General features: G+C 46.8%; 12 protein-coding genes. 3 read left to right on the plus strand and 9 right to left on the minus strand.

What is annotated here, in order from left to right:
* Nucleotide 1: 1 nt before the first annotated feature.
* The 7 genes from NST38_RS18785 to NST38_RS18815 form a co-directional block, all read right to left on the minus strand.
* Nucleotides 2-3688 carry a dynamin family protein gene (locus NST38_RS18785; protein ID WP_076250036.1) on the minus strand — a complete coding sequence of 1229 codons (3687 nt, stop codon included), beginning with the start codon at nucleotides 3686-3688 and terminating at the stop codon, nucleotides 2-4.
* A 308-nt stretch (nucleotides 3689-3996) separates the two neighbouring features.
* A complete protein-coding gene (locus tag NST38_RS18790; RefSeq protein WP_017687779.1) occupies nucleotides 3997-4269 on the minus strand; it encodes a hypothetical protein in 273 nt (90 codons plus the stop codon).
* Between the two features lie 23 nt (nucleotides 4270-4292).
* Complete coding sequence (gene nth / locus NST38_RS18795; protein WP_036607558.1) at nucleotides 4293-4988, minus strand: endonuclease III; 696 nt, start codon at nucleotides 4986-4988, stop codon at nucleotides 4293-4295.
* A gap of 163 nt (nucleotides 4989-5151) precedes the next feature.
* The gene (locus NST38_RS18800) at nucleotides 5152-7890 is read right to left on the minus strand and encodes an S-layer homology domain-containing protein (protein ID WP_036607560.1); all 2739 of its coding nucleotides are present in this window, start codon (nucleotides 7888-7890) and stop codon (nucleotides 5152-5154) included.
* A gap of 72 nt (nucleotides 7891-7962) precedes the next feature.
* Nucleotides 7963-8640, minus strand: coding sequence for a GerMN domain-containing protein (locus NST38_RS18805; RefSeq protein ID WP_076250035.1), 678 nt, complete (start codon nucleotides 8638-8640; stop codon nucleotides 7963-7965).
* A gap of 35 nt (nucleotides 8641-8675) precedes the next feature.
* On the minus strand, nucleotides 8676-10085 hold the full coding sequence (locus NST38_RS18810; RefSeq protein ID WP_341344032.1) for an N-acetylmuramoyl-L-alanine amidase family protein: 1410 nt from the start codon (nucleotides 10083-10085) through the stop codon (nucleotides 8676-8678).
* 258 nt (nucleotides 10086-10343) lie between these two features.
* The gene (locus tag NST38_RS18815; protein WP_076250033.1) at nucleotides 10344-11750 is read right to left on the minus strand and encodes an N-acetylmuramoyl-L-alanine amidase family protein; all 1407 of its coding nucleotides are present in this window, start codon (nucleotides 11748-11750) and stop codon (nucleotides 10344-10346) included.
* A gap of 276 nt (nucleotides 11751-12026) precedes the next feature.
* On the opposite strand from NST38_RS18815, the gene NST38_RS18820 reads away from it, so the two are divergent.
* Genes NST38_RS18820 through NST38_RS18830 form a run of 3 tightly spaced genes read left to right on the plus strand, consistent with a single transcriptional unit; the run spans nucleotide 12027 to nucleotide 15307 of the window.
* Nucleotides 12027-12701, plus strand: a complete 675-nt coding sequence (locus NST38_RS18820) for a response regulator transcription factor (protein ID WP_036607568.1) — start codon at nucleotides 12027-12029, stop codon at nucleotides 12699-12701.
* Complete coding sequence (locus NST38_RS18825; RefSeq protein ID WP_341344033.1) at nucleotides 12698-13783, plus strand: HAMP domain-containing sensor histidine kinase; 1086 nt, start codon at nucleotides 12698-12700, stop codon at nucleotides 13781-13783. The genes NST38_RS18820 and NST38_RS18825 overlap by 4 nt, the downstream gene beginning before the upstream one ends.
* A 51-nt stretch (nucleotides 13784-13834) precedes the next feature.
* A complete protein-coding gene (locus NST38_RS18830; RefSeq protein WP_076250031.1) occupies nucleotides 13835-15307 on the plus strand; it encodes a serine hydrolase domain-containing protein in 1473 nt (490 codons plus the stop codon).
* Nucleotides 15308-15506: 199 nt separating this feature from the next.
* On the opposite strand, the gene leuD is transcribed toward NST38_RS18830, so the two are convergent.
* A complete protein-coding gene (gene leuD, locus NST38_RS18835; protein ID WP_036607574.1) occupies nucleotides 15507-16109 on the minus strand; it encodes a 3-isopropylmalate dehydratase small subunit in 603 nt (200 codons plus the stop codon).
* 31 nt (nucleotides 16110-16140) lie between these two features.
* On the minus strand, nucleotides 16141-17562 hold the full coding sequence (leuC, locus tag NST38_RS18840) for a 3-isopropylmalate dehydratase large subunit (protein ID WP_076250030.1): 1422 nt from the start codon (nucleotides 17560-17562) through the stop codon (nucleotides 16141-16143).
* Nucleotides 17563-17825 lie beyond the last annotated feature (263 nt).

Below are 17825 nucleotides of genomic sequence, written 5' to 3' on the forward strand. Positions count from 1 at the left end.
TTTAACTGCGTTCAATCTGTTCCAGTTGGTTAGACAAGCTGGTCCATTGCTCCGCCGGAATTCCGCTCTCCAGTGTATCTTGAATTCCACTTACCGCCTCGTCCAGACGTTCTTCCAACTGACGGGATTGGTGTTGCAAGGATTGACAAATCTGGTTGTCATAAAACTGAATCAGTTTGTCTTGCGCAGCAGGAAGAACTTCAATGATCATCTGTTTGAGGACAGGATCAAGTGCCTCCTGTAATCGCTGACGTCCATCTCCTTCGAAGAACTGTTTCGGATTGCGGAAATAATTCAAATAGCTTTTCCATCCAGACGGTTCTTCCAGACGAACTTCTTCAAGCACAGGTGTACTCCAGCGTTCGTTCAGTGGCAGTGACACATCCACGCCTCCAGATAACTGTCTCACCTCGTCTATACAATCCGTAACTTGCTTCATCAGCCAGGTCTGACCCGCCTGTTCAAGTCTGAGGGTGGTAGCAAGCAGTTCCTGCTCCAGTTCAATCGCAATCATGCGCAACAGTTCACGTCCACAGGCTGCAAAAGCCATCTTCAGATTGCCTCGATCCTCCCGAAGTACGGATGGATGGAATGCTTCTGCCATGAATAGACCAAGACGATAGGCAAGTCGCTGCCGCACATGGAAGAGCAATTCTGCTGTTTCCTGTGACAATTCTTCCTTCATGGATCTTGCTGCAAGTTGCTGTATTCGCTGGCGTGACTGTCCCTGGATCGTCTCCAGTTCATCCCGCCGCTGCTGCAATACTTCCTCACCCTGAGCCGCATCTTCCGCACGTTTCTTCAGCCGCTGAATGACACGTGCCATCTCTTCGGAAGCTCCACCTACGGCAAGATCGGCTAATTCTTTCCCTGCAAATTGATTGAACTCTTCCTCAAAACGAATAAAACCAGATTGCTCAAGCAGCTTCGAATCACCTGCCATCTTGCCTTCCATCGCCAGTATGCTGGATACCGGGAAGAGTCGTGGTGCCCGAATTCCATTACTGCGCAGTTGGGTACTCACATGATCGAGAACCTGCTCCAGTTCTTCCTCAGAGGAAGACAAGTCACTGGCATTCACAACAAAGAACATCTGATCCATGGCAGAACTATCTTTAACACGTCCCAACTGATTCAGGAACTGTCGATCTCCTTGTGAGAAAGCATGGTTGTAATACGTTACAAAAATGAGTGCATCCGCATTCTTCATATAATTGAAGGTTACACCCGTATGACGAGCATTCACGGAGTCCGCTCCTGGTGTGTCTACCAGTACAATGCCTTGTTCAGTCACATCGCAACTGTAATAGAGATCGATACTGTCTACAAAACAGGACTTCTTCTCGTTTGCGACAAAGTTACGATAACCGTCCAGATCCACCAGCACATCCTGACCTAACTGGTCCGCTGTTTCTTCCCAGCCGGCTGCCGCTGCCTGCAAAAAGCTGTAATGCGGGCGCCCCGCCGGATGCACATCCTGTGGTGAGAGGGAGCGTACTCGCTTCTGCCACTCCGCTCCAGGCTCACCCAGTCCGAGCAATCGGAAGGAATAGCCGAGATCTTCCTGGAAGGCGTCACGGGTCTTCATGCGGACCCGGGCTGTTCCATGCTCCGCGCCCCCGGCAGGAGCCATGATTCGGTTAATCGCCGCTGTTGTTGGATGCGGCGAGACGGGTAGTACAGCTTCGCCCAGCAACGCGTTGGCGAAGGAGGATTTGCCGGCGCTGAATGCTCCGAACAGCGCCAAAGTGAACGTGCCGCCCGCAAGCGAAGCCGCGCGTGCACGCAGATACCGTACCGCCGACCCCATGGCGGGGTACGGCTCCACCAGCGCAGCAGCGGCTTCAAGCCGTGCCGCTGCTGCGTCCAGGCGTCGGCGGCGTTCAGCGCCAGCCGCCGACGATGGCCCAGGCACCGCCGCCGCGACTGCGCGCTGCGCTGGCGGTGCCTCTTGCGTCTGTGGCTGCGCAGCCACAGACGTTGACGTGCCCGCATGCGAACCGGGAGCTTCGCCCGGTTCTGGCACCGCGGGCACGTGCGGGCCCTTCACCTCCGGCAATAGCCCGGAGGGGAGGGGGCCCGCATGGGGCAGCAGGCTGCGCAGCCCTGCTGCCTCTGCGGCGGCGCTGCGCTGGAGCGCCGTGTAGCGCGCCGCCGCCGCGGATTGCGCCAGCAGCGCTGCGCGGCTGGCGTCCAACGCCTGAAGCGCGGCTTCGCCTCGCGCTGCCAGCGCTTCCAGCATGCGGTCGGCCAGCATCATGGCCGACCTGCGATAGCGGGCCTCAATCTCGCCCCGCACATCTTTACTGAACTGAATCACATACTCTGGAGATACCTCTGCACTGGCACTGCGTTTCATCTCCAATAGTGCTTCATCTACAGCAGGCAGCTCCGTATTAAGCGCCTGCTCCCACTCCGCTCCCCATAGCTGATGGGATTCACCGAGCTGTCTAAGCATCGTACGAATATGTACCTCAACTTGTCCGGAAGCCTGATCCTGTAACAGTCTGACCAGCTCAGAAGCACGGCGTTGTTTCTCCTGCTCGGTTTTGCCACCAGAGAACAATAAGCCTACCCTGAAACCTGGTTTGCAGCTCTCCAAATAGGCGGCAGCCGACGCACGAATATCCGCAGGTGTAAGATTTGCATTTGCCAGAAGAGGTTCCAGCTCTGCCCGGAATTTCTCGCGCACTCGCGAAGGCCCGGTACGAATGTCTGCTGCTTGTTGATCAAGAAGCTCCAACTCTCGTTCCAAACGTTCAATTCCTTCCTTGCCACCAATCTCATCCAGCAGGGAATTCTCTTCGTCTTCACGTTTCTCCGCTTCTCTCGTCAGATGTTGCTCCGTTACATGACTGGCCGAACTTGCCAAACTGTGCGTAATTAACGCTTCCTTCTCTTGCATCATGTGTCCAATGAGTTCCGGAAGCACATCCCACTGGTTGTAGCGATGCTGCTTGTCGCGGAGGGAAGTAAACAACAGTCCGTCATATCTGACTTCCCAGGCCGCAAATATAGCTTCGACACCTTCGGTATATTGGTCAAAAGAGAGCTCACGCTCCCGATGCTTGTCGATCTGGTTCACGATCAAAAACAGCGGTTTGCCCCAATCCGACAGACTCTTGGCAAATGAAAGGTTTGTCTCGGACTGGACATGATTATAATCCATGACATAGAAGACCACATCGGCCAGATGAAGCGCTGAGTGGGTTGCGAGACTATGTCCGCGATCTGTTGAATCCACACCTGGTGTATCCAGCAGGACAGCATCATCTTTCAGCAGAGGAATATCATCCCATACCTCAATCGAGCTGTAAGCTCCACCATTTTTGCAATACGCCTCCAATTCCTCTGGAGAAACTTCAAGTGTCCCTGCTCCATTGTCAGCGCTTACGTTTGGAGTAGTATAAATAAGCGCTCTTGGCTTACCATTACGTATGGATACCACATTCGCACTTGTTGGCACGGGACTTGAAGGCAGCACCCGCTTACCGCATAAACTGTTGATGAGACTCGATTTGCCTGCAGAGAAATGACCACAGAACGCAATCGTCAGATGTTTCATTTCCGCCTTGCTGATTAAATCCGTTATAGCCTGTACAGCCGTATGGTCCCCTGTCTGCTCCATCGCTTCACGCAGCGGAAGCAGAGGTTTGGCCATTTCTTTTGGGTAATCTGTTCTGGACATGACTGGCCTTCCCCCTGGCTCCTCTAATTTGACATCCGTTTCGACGTCTATCTCTTTTACAACATTTATTTTAACATTATCAAGTTTGAATTTGAACGATTGGAATTAAATATACATAAATGAACGTATAAGTCCTATAATCTAAAAAAAATAAAACCGAACAAGTCGGTTTTATCTGTAATACGTTTTATACTCGGTATTTAGCAAATGCTTACGCCAAGTGTCTGTTGCATGAATGCGATGCGATCATCTTAACCACAACGATCATCATGACATTAATACAACAGAACCAATAGTGTAATCACTTCTTATGAAACTGCGTTCTCCATGGAAGGCAGCAAGATTTCAAATACTTGTCCATGTTGCAGAATTGTAATGTCTCTGCCTTTGTCTCTCATAACAACAACTTCTGGTTTAACGGACATACGCTCCAGATAATGTTCAGGTACGTCGCCAGAGTGGCTTACTGTGATGCCTTCTACTTCTTTTTCTTCATTTTCAGCCATTTCCTGTTCAACGATTTGTTCAAAGATATCGGAGAAGGCCTCAAAATTGTCAGTGTACACGGAAATGCATTTCATGATTATTCATCCTTTTCTGCTCATTAATTTATTTTTCGTTTTCGGGTGGTGACACGTTCCTTATCTTTCCTGATTTGGGACGTTTTCATACGTTTTTTCCCTTCCCTGCATATGTCCAGCAATGGACAGATATGACACGCAGGGTTCTGTGCCTTGCAATGGTAGCGTCCAAAAAATATAAACCGGTGGTGAGTTAAAGTCCACTCGTCCCGGGGTACGCGCTTCATTAGTTTCTTTTCGACTTCAAGTACGGAGTCATCCCAACCTGCAAGCGCCAGCCGCTTGGATACACGTTCAACATGAGTATCTACCGCAATTGCCGGTACTCCAAACGCATTGGAAACAACTACATTCGCGGTTTTCCGCCCGACACCTGGTAGCGTCACAAGCTGATCATGTTCCTGCGGTACATCACCGCCATACTGCTCTATTAAAATTCGGCACATGTTCTGAATATGCTTGGCCTTGTTCCGGTACAAACCGATTCGCCGAATATCCTGTTCCAACTCTTCGAGAGGAACTGCCAGATAATCTGCTGGGCTTCTGTACTTTTGGAACAAATCTGCAGTTACCTTGTTCACCGTTTCATCGGTGCACTGGGCAGACAAAAGGACAGCTACCGTCAATTCAAATGCATTGCTGTGATTTAATTCGCAATGTGCATCAGGAAACATTGCTTCCATAGTTTCGAGTATATGTCTAACCGTCGCTGCATTCATGAAGAGCTACCTCCCACAAAATGACTCCACTCTGCGGAGCCTTACTTCGAAGCTTCATCCGAGTACTTTGCGGGGACCTCAAAAAGCTTGCAAAAAAAACGTCTTGATGCGGGAAAGATCCCGTATCAAGACGGTCATTCTTTTGATCCTCGAAAAGAAACGATTACTGTTTTTGAATCTCCAGAATAACATTGTTCAGGAGATACAATACAATATTATCATTATCTCTGAGAGATTGCACGCTTAAAGTATTGTCACCCTGGTGAACAAATACACTTGATCCGAGTGCAAAACGATAGTTTGTATCTGCTGTCGTTTCCCGTTTAACCAAAATCTGGTTACCCACGCCATCATAAGACCAGAATTGTTTGCTCATAACAGTTAGTACTCTGAAGCGTGTGGAATTATCCGTATCTTTTGTCATTTCCACACGATCTCCGACCGTAAGACTAGTCAATGAAGTTAATGTGGAGCCAGATTTTACGACTTTAACAGAACCGCTAACAGGCACGGTTTCAGTCTGGCCGTTAAACTGTTTGAGCGTTACAGATGAAGCATCCACCGCTGTAACTTCAGCCAGCGTACGCTTCACGACTTGAACCGCTTTTGGCGTAGCTCCTTCAAACGTTACATTGATCAGGTTGCCTGCTGTCAGTTGTGAAGGCGTGATCGTCTGACCACTCTCTCCTGTCAGTACCGCTTGATCCACGTAGAACTGACTTGTCAACAGATCGGATTTTACTCGAATACGACTATTTGCTTCCAAGGCAACCACTTCGAATTGAGCCACAGTGTTCAGTGCAACCTTCTGCACTACATCCTGATTTGCTCCAAGCGTTACGGTCACTTTGTCACCAATCTTCAAATCTCCCAGACTTGCGCCCGATTTGTTATAGATCTCAACCGTAGGTGCTGTAGTATAAGGCACTGTAATCGTCTGATTACCAGACAACACACTGATTTTTCTGCCCGTTGTGTCAATGTTGCTGATCGTACCTTCATACTTGTAAATCACTTTAACGGACAACGCACGTGTTCCCACATAGGTCAGATCCAATTTGCGACCATCATTTAAAATCGACTCCAGACCAGCGAGTGTAGGTTTGGTCGTATTGTAATCCAGTTTGGTTTTCTCATCCAATGTAAATACAAACGGTTTTTTGTTGTTGTCCAACACGGTAAGTACCTTTGTTTTGCTGTTGTAAGATACAACCGTTACTCCGTTCATAGGTTCCATTTGACGTCCAATCACCTGAATACGCGTTACCTGGTCGTCAGAGTTCAATGTCAACTCCACCTGATCCCCGTTCGTTGCATCCGTGATGAGATCATTCAGCGTTGCATCCTGAATGCCATTGATAATAACTTCCGGCTTTTCAGTCAGCAGTTTCGCCTCAAGGGAACCCCCTTCACGTTTGAACGTTAACGTGGACTGGTTACCACCGATCTCAACCAATGTTCCGCGCACAGATTGCTCCACACCTTGAGACAATGTAATAGTTTGCAAAACGCTGTCCTTTACGGTGTATTTCACGGCACTGCCGGCTTTGAGATCAGCCACTGACATGATACGGTTTTGATATGTGATAAGCAGATTGTCATTGTATGCAAACTGTTCTGTAGCACCCGCTGCATTGACAAGTTTGATCGTTTTGCCAGAAGTGGATACTTCAGCAATTACGCCATTGTCACTCTTGTTAACAATGCCGGATTTCACACGAATAGCAACTGTTTTTTTGTCAGTCGAGAACGTCTCACGCTGTACTTCGATGATGCTATCTGCCGTAATATCGGACAGTTTGATTGCATTACCATTCTGATCGATGAATGCAGTTGCCTCATCATAACTGTACGTTTCGTAATTCTCGCCCACAAAGATACCAATTTTATTACCAGACAATGAACGTGCAAATGTACCTTCAACACTTTCCACCTGCGGTGTAGCATCAACAACTTCTACATAGGAAGCCCCACCTGCAGAACCTACAACCATAACTTTTGTATACAGCTTCACATCTGTCGCGGAAGCACGAGTTTCACTGTCTTTCGTAAAGTAAGGCGTACTGCTGTTCACTGCGAAGTTAACGGCTTTGCCGTCCACAACCAGCGTGATCTGCCCATCTTTCAATCCTGTCACATAACCCGTGGATGTGTTCGGGTACGTTGTATCCGTTAACGATTCACCACGACTGAAGAAGGTAGCCAGTTGAGCACGGGTTACGGAACCACTTGGATTGAATTTGTTGCCTTCCACACCTTTGGCCAGATCCAGGCTAACAGCCAGATTGACATAACCTTTACCACTTTCGGAAATACTTGCATTATCAGCAAATCCGGTAGATTGATTGTTTTGTGCCTTTGCTTCAGCATCCTTGTCCAATGAACGGATTAACAATTTGGTAATCCATTCCCGTGAAGCTGGTTTTTGACCCCAGGAGGTCTTGGATACATCCACCGTTGATTCTTCCGTTTTGTCAATCAGTCCCAGTTGAAGTGCCAGCGCGACATATGGCTTGAAATAATTTCCCACTTCCATGTTTGTCGGTAATGCCGCAGCCGTGTCGGTATTCAACTGGCCCTCTTGATTCATAAAACGAATTGCCATCGTTACAGCTTCTTGCTGTGTTACCGCGTCTCCTGGACGGAACAGGCCGTTGTTACCGAGAAGAATACCTTGATATGCCAGTTTGTACACATGTTTCTCAGCCCAGTATCCGACCTTGATGTCACTGAACAAACCAGTTGGTGCAGCCGTATTTGTTATTGCAGCAGTCTGACCCTGCCCCGTTTCTGTTGATTCTGCTGCCATGGCAGCTCCGCCGGCGCTAAGGGCCATCATGCCTGCAAGCACGGCTGATACTACTTTTTTAGAGTGTGATGTATGGTTATATTTAAAAGTCACCTATGATTCCCCTCTCTCATGTAAAACGACCCATATTCCGTGGATTCACGGTACAACAGTATGCTGTACAGCCTATTCGGATCTTGTCATTGGATGTTCAAGATCCACATGGCCCATCAGACTCTCTGTCTGCTGACCATCCACCAGTAAATCAAGTGATTTTACTTCATCAAACTGGAAGAACGTTTGTTTTAGAGCATCCAGTGCATAAGACTCTCCACCTGCTCCAAGACGTGCCGTATCTGGCATATGAATATCCAGCGTAAGAGCTCCATCCTTGAACTGAACAGACTTCAATTCAATTTCTTTAGACCACAGCGGAACCAGTTTAGCGTCTTTGCTCTGTTGCAGTGATTCAAAGGCAGCTTTATATTTGGCATCATCCGATGCGTATGAAATCTCTGCCGAAGCTTTGTGCAACTCCAGTTCTTCTTCATCCGTATAGAATACAGTGATCGTTTTCTTTTCATTACTTTCGGAAGTTGCCGGCTTCTCCGTAGACGTTTCGCTTGGCGGAGTAGTTGTAGTCTCTTCCTCCGAACTGCCTTCCGTCGATTCTGTAGGCGTTGTATTCTCTTCAGGCTCAGCAGTTACCGGTTCAGTAATTGTTTCGCCTTCAACCTCGGTTACATTGTTTTCAGTTCCTGCGCCTTGCGTCTGATTCGGAGCAGCTGTTGGCTTGCTTCCACATCCAGCAGCAACTGCCATAACCGTTACCAGCAAGGCTGCAATCCATATTTTCTTGTTCATTCTAACTCCGCCTCCTCAACATAAGGGCTTGTCCCTTATTTAATTCCCAGATACTCCTTGATTCCTGCAACAATCCCTTTGGCAACACTGTTCTGGAAACTCTCAGTGAACAGGGCTGCTTCGTCGCTCTTATTGCTAAGGAATCCACCTTCCAGCAGAACTGCTGGCATTGTCGTTTCACGGGTCACATGGAGACTTGCCGTTTTCACTCCACGATCTTTCAGTCCGGAAGACTGTAAAAGATACTTGTGCATCACTGTAGCAAGTGCTTTGCTGTTGGAGCGTGTATAGAATGTCTCTACACCGTTCGCAGCAGTAGGGCCACTGTTAGCATGAATGGAGATGAAAATATCCGCTTTTATGTCTTGTGCAATCTTCACACGTTCTTTCAATGCCAAAAATGTATCATCGCTGCGCGTTAACACAACGTCAATTTTGGATTCTTTTTTCAACAAGGCTTCCACTTTCAGAGCCATTGCCAGATTGAAGTCTTTTTCACGTTTACCAGTTACACCGATTGCGCCAGGATCCTGATCTCCGTGACCTGCATCGATAACGACAACTTTTTTGCCATTATTACCAACTGGAGGGGCAGGTGTACCACTTTGATTGTCGAGGTTAATCATAACCAGTCCGGAATCATTTTGCACACTGTACCCTTTTGAACTGGACAGATCGATTACAAAACGAATTGTAGATGGACTGTTGCTGTATAACGAGTAACGAATCTTCGACACATCCGGATAGCCGCTAACGACGAGTTGTCCATTCTGGTTGCTGTCTAGAGCCTGTCCTTCACTGAATGAACCAGCAAATGCGGTATTCGGCAAGTCTATAACGATTCGATCTGGTCCTGTCATCGTGAAGACGTTCGGCTTCGTACTTCCGCTTGTTGCAATCATGAAGCGGTTGTCGCTGAAGCTGATGCCGTTCACCAGTACAAGACCTTCTTGATCCGATCCTCCGCCTTCATTGCCAGAGTTCGGAGGTGTGGTTGTCCCGTTTCCGGAACCTGAATTCTGGGTAACTAATGTTACCGTCTTCGTGGTATTGTTCCAACCCACCTTAAGACCCATTTCCTCACCAATAAATCGGAGAGGTACGAGCGTAGTACCATTTTTCACGAGTGGCGGGGCATCCAAGTTTACGTTACTGCCGTTCACCGTTGCCGTCTTCTGTCCAACAATCATCTGCATGGCAGTGTTGTCTTTGCTAATAGTCACTGTTTGCGTTTGCTGCTTCCACTCCACGCTATATCCAAGATTTTCGGACACAACCCGGATCGGAACCATCACCTTGCTGTTGATAATTTCCGCTTTTGTATCCGATGGCTGTACGATTTCTTTTCCGTCTAGGATAATTTTCGTGTCTGTTGCTGCGTGACTATAGCCCGGGAATACGAGCCCAAAGACAAATAACAGTACCAAAAAACCGAACTTCTTCATCCTTCACCCCTACCATTCTCATATTTTTTTGCCGCATGTTGTCATTTTCCAACTCCGACTGACCGCTTGGGCATTACCAGACACCTATTAGACGCCCCTCGCTCTCAAAAGTTGCGAATATATTCCAACATAACAGAAAAAAAACGTTGTCAGATCAAGCTTTTTTTACATTTTAATGTCTTGTTTTTTCCTTATTTATCAAATATACATCTCTAAACAACGTAATACCCTAACCTTCATATTTGCGCACAATTCAATTTATAGTCCCAAAAATTCAACAATTCCGTCCACAATCGCCTGTGCACATTTGTCCTGGTATTCTTCCGTGAGCATGACTGCTTCATCTGTAGGGTTACTTAAAAAACCAAGTTCAAGTAACACAGCAGGCATGGTTGTTTCACGCGTCACATGCAGACTAGCCGTTTTAACCCCACGATCCTTGAGTCCTGTTACCGGTAACACATATTTGTGAAGAGTGTCAGCCAAAGTTTTGCTTTCTTTACGACTGTAGAGCGTTTCAATGCCGTTTGGTACCGGTGTAGTGAATTTGTTTCCATGAATGGATACAAAAACATCTGCCTGATTCAATTCAGCAATATCCACACGCTGTTTGAGCGAAAGTTCTGTATCATCCTGGCGTGTAATGACCGTTTGAATATTTGGGTATTTTTGAAGGGTTGCCTGTACCTTCAGTCCTACAGCCAGATTGAAATCCTTCTCATAAGCTCCTGACAAACTCACTGCACCCGATTGACGACCACCATGTCCCGGATCAATGACCACAATCGTTTTGCCATCATTGGTAGGTACTGCCGGTTGGCTTGTCGGTTCTCCACTCGTGGCTGTCAGGTCAACGAGCAAGACATTGTTATCTCCAACAGACCATTTGGCTGTAGCCGTCTGATTCAGATCCAGAACGACACGCACGGTAGAAGGCGATTTACTGAACATGGCATACCGAACTTTGGAAACTATGGATGAATCCGTAACGAGAATCTGTCCACTCCCATCCGGGTTAGAGGCTTGTCCCTGAATGAATTCCTCAGAAAATGTCGCTGAAGGCAGATCAACAATAATTCGGTCTGGCCCACCAATACTGGATACTTTGGGGCTAATATTACCGTTTGTTGCTACAATCAAGCGATCTCCGCTGAAGCTGATGCCTTGAAGCTCTGTCAAACCATCCGGGACAGGTGCCTCGACGGGGTCACTGTCACCTTCCGTTTCAACTACGGGAGGAATACTAAATAGGCTTACTGTCTTGGTTCCATTGTCCCAGCCAACACGCAGACCCATGCCTTCCCCAACAAAGCGTAACGGAACAAGCGTAGTTCCCTGTTTGATCAGTGGGGGCGAATCCAAGTTCACCACGTTTCCATTCACTGTAGCTGCATCTTTGCCAGCCGTCATTTGAATCATGCTGTTTCCTTTTTGAACCTGGACTGACTGAGTTTCCTTCTCCCACTTCACCTTATAACCCAGGTTCTCGGATACAATTCGAATTGGAACCATGACCGTTTTCCCAATATTCTCTGCAGGTGCACCCGTCTGCTGGTTAATGGTTACACCGTCGAGTACAATCGAGGGAGTGGTGTCTGCATGGGCCATGACTGGGAATAAACATAGGAACAGAAGAAAAACGACTGCTGCCGACCATTTTTTCATAACTCATCCACCATTCTTTTTGTCTTTTGAACATCCGACCTGATTCTCTGCAGCGTAACATCAATGACAATATGTAACCTTCCATAATCTACTAATCAGTTTATCAGATATTGTCTGATCATCCGGTTACAACGTTGTCATATTTAGTCGGAAACTGAGTGGCAAAAAGGTTACTTTCTCCATTCGTCCAGTACCCGAAATCATATGGAAATTACATTCCTCATCCATTTTTGCTATGCTGAGTTCAAATACTTGAATACAGGAGATTGAGACTTGATGCCTAAAATACTGATCGTGGACGATGAAGCAGATCTTCGAAAGCTACTGACTGATTATTTTGAAATTAACGGATATTCCGTGATGACGGCCAAGGACAGCAGGGAAGCGCTGCGGAAAGTGGAAAAACAACCCGATCTCGTTTTGTTAGATATCAACATGCCTGAACAGAACGGCCTTCAATTATGTGAAAAAATTCGCGACTTTGTCTCTTGCCCTATCTTATTCTTAACGGCTCGAATCGAAGATGCTGATAAAATAGCGGGATTTCGTGCCGGAGGCGATGACTATATCCTGAAACCTTTCAGCATTCGCGAGTTGGGCGCCAGGGTCGAAGCACATATACGCAGGGAACAACGAATCCAAACTAAATCTTCGGTAAGGTTTAACAATGAATTGGTCATTGATTATACGGCCAGGGAGCTCTACTACCTGGATAAGCGAATTTCACTGCCCAAAAAAGAGTTTGATATTGTCGAATTGCTGTCCACGCATCCTGATATGGTGTTTGGAAAGGAACGCATATACGAAAAGATTTGGGGCATGGACGAGCAAGGTGACAGTAATGTCATCGCAGAGCATATACGGCGGATTCGCTACAAATTAAAGGAATACGGCTGTGATAATCAAATCGAGACCGTTTGGGGAGTAGGGTACAAATGGCCAAGTTCATGACTAGACTCCTGTTTTTAAAGCGATTGTCCTTGCTACAATCTTTTATGCTGTTGTGTGTGGTCACACTCATTGCCGTGCTTGCCGTTATAACTATAGAGTTTGCTTGGGCGGAGAACCTGCGGCTGCGTTTCGGAGAAACGGATTGGGTGATGCCCTCCCTCGTCACGGCGGTTCTGCTCACCGTAGCGACTGGTATTGTCACCATGGCCGTTCTATTTTACAGATGGAAGCTAAAACGTCCGCTGGAGCTATTAAAACGAGCATCCAAGAACATTTCGGCCAACGATCTAGACTTCCGCATTTCCTATGACAGCCAGGATGAGATGGGCGAGCTGATCGCGCTATTTGAAAACATGCGCTCACAATTGGAAAAAAACCTTAAGACACTTTGGCGTTCGGTTGAAGAGCGCAAGCAGATCAATGCTATTTTTGCCCATGATCTGAGAACACCCCTGTCCGTGTTAAAAGGAAACGCCGAGCTTCTCTCCACCTATCTTCCTGAGAAGAAGTTGTCGGAAGAAAAGGTGCTGGACTTGATCCATACTATGAACCTTCACATCTTGCGTCTGGAGAGTTATGCAGAGGCCATGAACTCCATTCAGAGGCTGGAGGATGTGCCGTTGAACATCCAATCGATGGATACGATTTCATTGACGGCTTTGCTGGATGGCAGCGCTGAACAAATCGCGAAACAGTTCGGTATACGTTTCGTCTCATCCGTGGAATATGATAATGCCTCAGTACATGTAGATCCCTATCTCGTCATGCAGATTTTCGAGAATATAGTGGCTAATGGGGCGAGATACGCAACCAGTCAAGTGAACGTCCATTATGACGTTCAGGGAGGCATTATGAAGATTACCGTCTCAGAGGACGGTACTGGTTTCTCTGACGAAGCCCTGAGTAAGGCTATACTCCCTTTTTACCGAGGCGAAGTATGGGATGCGAGCGAACATCGCGGGCTGGGCCTTTACGTTTGCAAGGTGTTTTGCGAAAAACATGAAGGTAGTCTTCAGATTGCAAACGGTCCTAACGGAGGTGGAAGCGTCACGGCAAGTATTGGGACCCAAGTTGATAAATAGTTGAAAATGATCTGATAACATCTCCTTATCTTGAATTCAAGGAGTGTTATCATGCTAAAACTAAAAAAAAGAATGTATATCACAATTAGCTGTTTGTTGTTATGTACCGGGTGGGCGTCCCCCTTATCCGCCAATGAAGCCAGAGACAGGACAGAAGTGCTGCAGGAGATCGACGAATATATGAATCGGAGCATGAAGGCCAATTACATTAAGGCTGCTTCACTGGCGATTGCCAATAACGATGAGGTCTTTTACGCAAAAGGCTACGGGACATTGGCGGACGGCCAGAAGGTTACGGGCAACACCCCTTTTCCCATTGCTTCACTAAGCAAGTCCTTTACTGCATTAGCCGTTCTGCAGCTGGTGGACAAGGGTCAGATCGACTTGGATGCGACTTACGCTTCCTATTTTCCAGAGCTTTCTCCACAGGACCCCCACGTTCTTGATATCACGGTCCGTCATTTACTGAATCAGACAAGTGGTCTCAATGACAAGATTAATCCCGATATGACAAAGACTCCGCAATTCCAATCACTGGCTGAAGCGAACCAATTATTAAACACGGTTCAACTTGCCCATTTCCCCGGAACAGCCTACAGCTATCATAATCCCAATTACGTGCTTCTGGCGAACCTCGTGGACAGTGTTAGCGGAGAGCGGTTTTCGGATTATCTGAAAAAACATATTTTTGAACCGTTAGGAATGAATCATACCTTCAGTGTCAATACAACGCAGCAATTCTATGAGAATAATACTATCCCGCTAGGACATTACCTGAGCTTGGGACGCGCTATAAGTCAATCCGAACCGCTTTGGTTCATTGAGGGTCCCGCCGGCATCGTTTCAACCGCAGAGGACATGTCCCTATGGATGCTTTCCCAATATAATGGCCGCCTCGTTTCCCCTGTGCTGATGAAACAATATCATGCCTCAGGAGCGATCGGTCCGTACGGCATGGGCTGGCTTGCAAACCAAGATGCGTCTAACGGCCAAACGATCTCCCACAGCGGCATTTTCTGGACCTACAAGTCCGAAGAACAGGTTTATTTGAACGAGCAAATGGGCATTGCCGTAATGTTTAATTCTGGTATAAACGCTTATGTGAATTACTCTTCATTTATTGATGGAATAGCGGACATTATGAGGGGGCAGGAACCCCAAACCTCTTTTGTAAACGGTCGGAATATGGAAATGATTATGATTGCACTGATCATCGCTACGCTTGCATGGGGCATCTACGTCTATTTTCGCATACTTCGGAAAAACAACCGCCTAACGATCAGCAAATTGATTATGATCACGGTTGGTAGACTGATCCCGGTTCTAATTCTCTTATCTCTGTCCCCCTTGGTTACGTTTATCGGCGGAGGACGTGTGCTACCTTGGTTTGGCATCTGGACTACCCTATCAACTCCAATCATATGGCTTATGGTATGGTCACTTGTGAATTTCGTGCATTTGGCTTGTTATATCTACGTCTATTTTCAGAATACAAAAAACGCCCCATTGGAGCTACCTCAGTAATCGATTTTTAGGTTCCTCTATTTAGTCGGCTGTTATAGTATCTGTTGAAGTATTCGGTCAAGAAAAATCAGGAGTTCTATGTATAGCTGACTTATTAAGCTAATTTAGCTTCTGATATTACAAAAAGCTTCTGTCTCACCGATGGGAACAAGGTCCCTTTGGCGAGGCAGAAGCTTTCTGTTATGCAATACTTTAACGATTAACCGAACAGTTTTGCCGCGTGGCGTTGTTCGTAAGCAGCGATTTCATCATCATGTTGAAGAGTCAGACCGATATCATCCAATCCTTGCAACAGGAATTGACGACGGTGCTCATCCAGATCAAAATCGATATGCAGTCCGTATGCATCAGTAATCGTTTTGTTTTCCAGATTTACATTCATCTCATAGCCTTCATGTGTCGCTGTACGTTGGAACAAGTCTTCAACTTGCTCTTCTGACAACTTGATTGGCAAGATTCCGTTCTTAAAGCAGTTATTATAGAAGATGTCTGCATAAGATGGAGCGATGACACAACGGAATCCATAGTCCAAAATCGCCCATGGCGCATGCTCACGGGATGATCCACAGCCAAAGTTGGCACGTGAGATCAGGATGGATGCCCCTTCATAACGAGGTTTGTTCATTTCGAAGGAAGCATTATTGTTGCCCTCTTCATCAAAACGCCATTCATAGAACAAAAATTGTCCAAATCCGGTACGTTCAATCCGTTTCAGGAACTGTTTTGGAATGATTGCGTCTGTATCTACATTGACCCGGTCTACCGGTGCAACAATGCCTTGTAATGTTTTGAATTCTTCCATATTAAACGTTCTCCCTTCTGTCTGTTATAGATTAGATCGCTGCTTCTGTTTTGAAATTCCAGTCCCGTACGTCCACAAAGTGACCCTTAACTGCTGCTGCTGCTGCCATTGCCGGAGATACCAGGTGCGTACGTCCTCCGCGTCCTTGGCGTCCTTCAAAGTTACGGTTGGACGTCGAAGCACAACGTTGACCTGGCTTCAATACATCCGGGTTCATCGCCAGACACATACTGCATCCCGCATCACGCCATTCAAATCCAGCTTCCGTAAAGATTTTATCCAAACCTTCTTGTTCAGCCTGAATTTTAACACGTCCTGAGCCTGGTACAACAATTGCTGTAACCTGACTGGATACCGTGTGACCTTTAGCCACTTGTGCTGCTGCACGCAGATCTTCGATCCGTCCGTTGGTGCAAGAACCGATAAATACATAATCAATTGGAATCTCGGCGATTGGTGTTCCCGGTTCAAGTCCCATATATTCAAGCGCTTTTTCAGCCGCTTTGCGTTCGTTTTCTGTAGGCAATTCAGCCGGAACAGGAACTTTCGAAGAAATGTCGGTTCCCATACCTGGGCTTGTTCCCCAAGTTACTTGCGGAATCAATGTCTCCACATCGATTTCAACCACATGGTCGAACTCGGCACCTTCATCTGTTACAAGTTGTTTCCAACCCTCTACAGCTTCATCAAACTTCGCACCCGCTGGTACGTATTCACGTCCACGCAGATATTCAAATGTTGTTTCATCCGGAGCGATCAATCCTGCTCTTGCTCCACCTTCGATGGACATGTTGCAGACCGTCATACGCTCTTCCATGCTCAACTCACGGATGGATTCGCCTGTGTACTCAATAACATAACCTGTTGCAAAGTCTGTACCGTATTTGGCGATGACTGCGAGGATCATATCTTTCGCGGTTACACCCGGGTTACGTTTGCCGACAAAACGAACTTCCATCGTTTTGGCTTTTGCTTGTTGCAAACATTGAGTTGCCATAACATGCTCAACTTCACTTGTTCCGATTCCGAATGCCAGTGCGCCAAACGCACCGTGTGTGGACGTATGACTGTCACCACATACAATCGTTTTGCCCGGGTGAGTCAGACCCAGTTCAGGTCCCATAACGTGTACAACGCCTTGATCAATCGTGTCCAGATCATACAATTTCACGCCGAAGTCACGGCAGTTTTGCGAAAGTGTATCAATTTGTTGTTTGGAGATAGGATCTGTAATGTTGAAACGGTCTTTCGTTGGAACGTTGTGGTCCATTGTTGCAAATGTCAGTTCAGGGCGACGAACTTTACGTCCGCTGAGACGAAGACCTTCAAATGCCTGTGGAGAAGTTACTTCGTGCACCAGATGCAGATCGATATACAGAATGCTTGGTTTGCCTTCTTCTTGATGAATTACGTGATTTTCCCAAATTTTCTCAAACATCGTTTTTTTACTCATCATTTTCACCTCATTATAAGTTCGGTCCTTGGAAGAGCCTCTGTTTTCTTTAAAAAGTGAAGCTCTTGAATGACATAAATATATCACCCTGTCCTTCATTGTTCCAAGATATAATATCTATAGATGTAATAGGTTTAACCTATAATGAGAGAAAGACAAATAAACCACTGCTCGTCGCAGAGGTTTCAATTGATAACAATTATCATTATCAGATAAGTCTTATACTACGTTTCCGTTGCTTCGCTGTCAATGCTTTTTATCTA

Origin of the sequence: Paenibacillus sp. FSL H8-0104 (assembly GCF_038050215.1) — a bacterium.
Lineage (GTDB): Bacteria > Bacillota > Bacilli > Paenibacillales > Paenibacillaceae > Paenibacillus > Paenibacillus amylolyticus.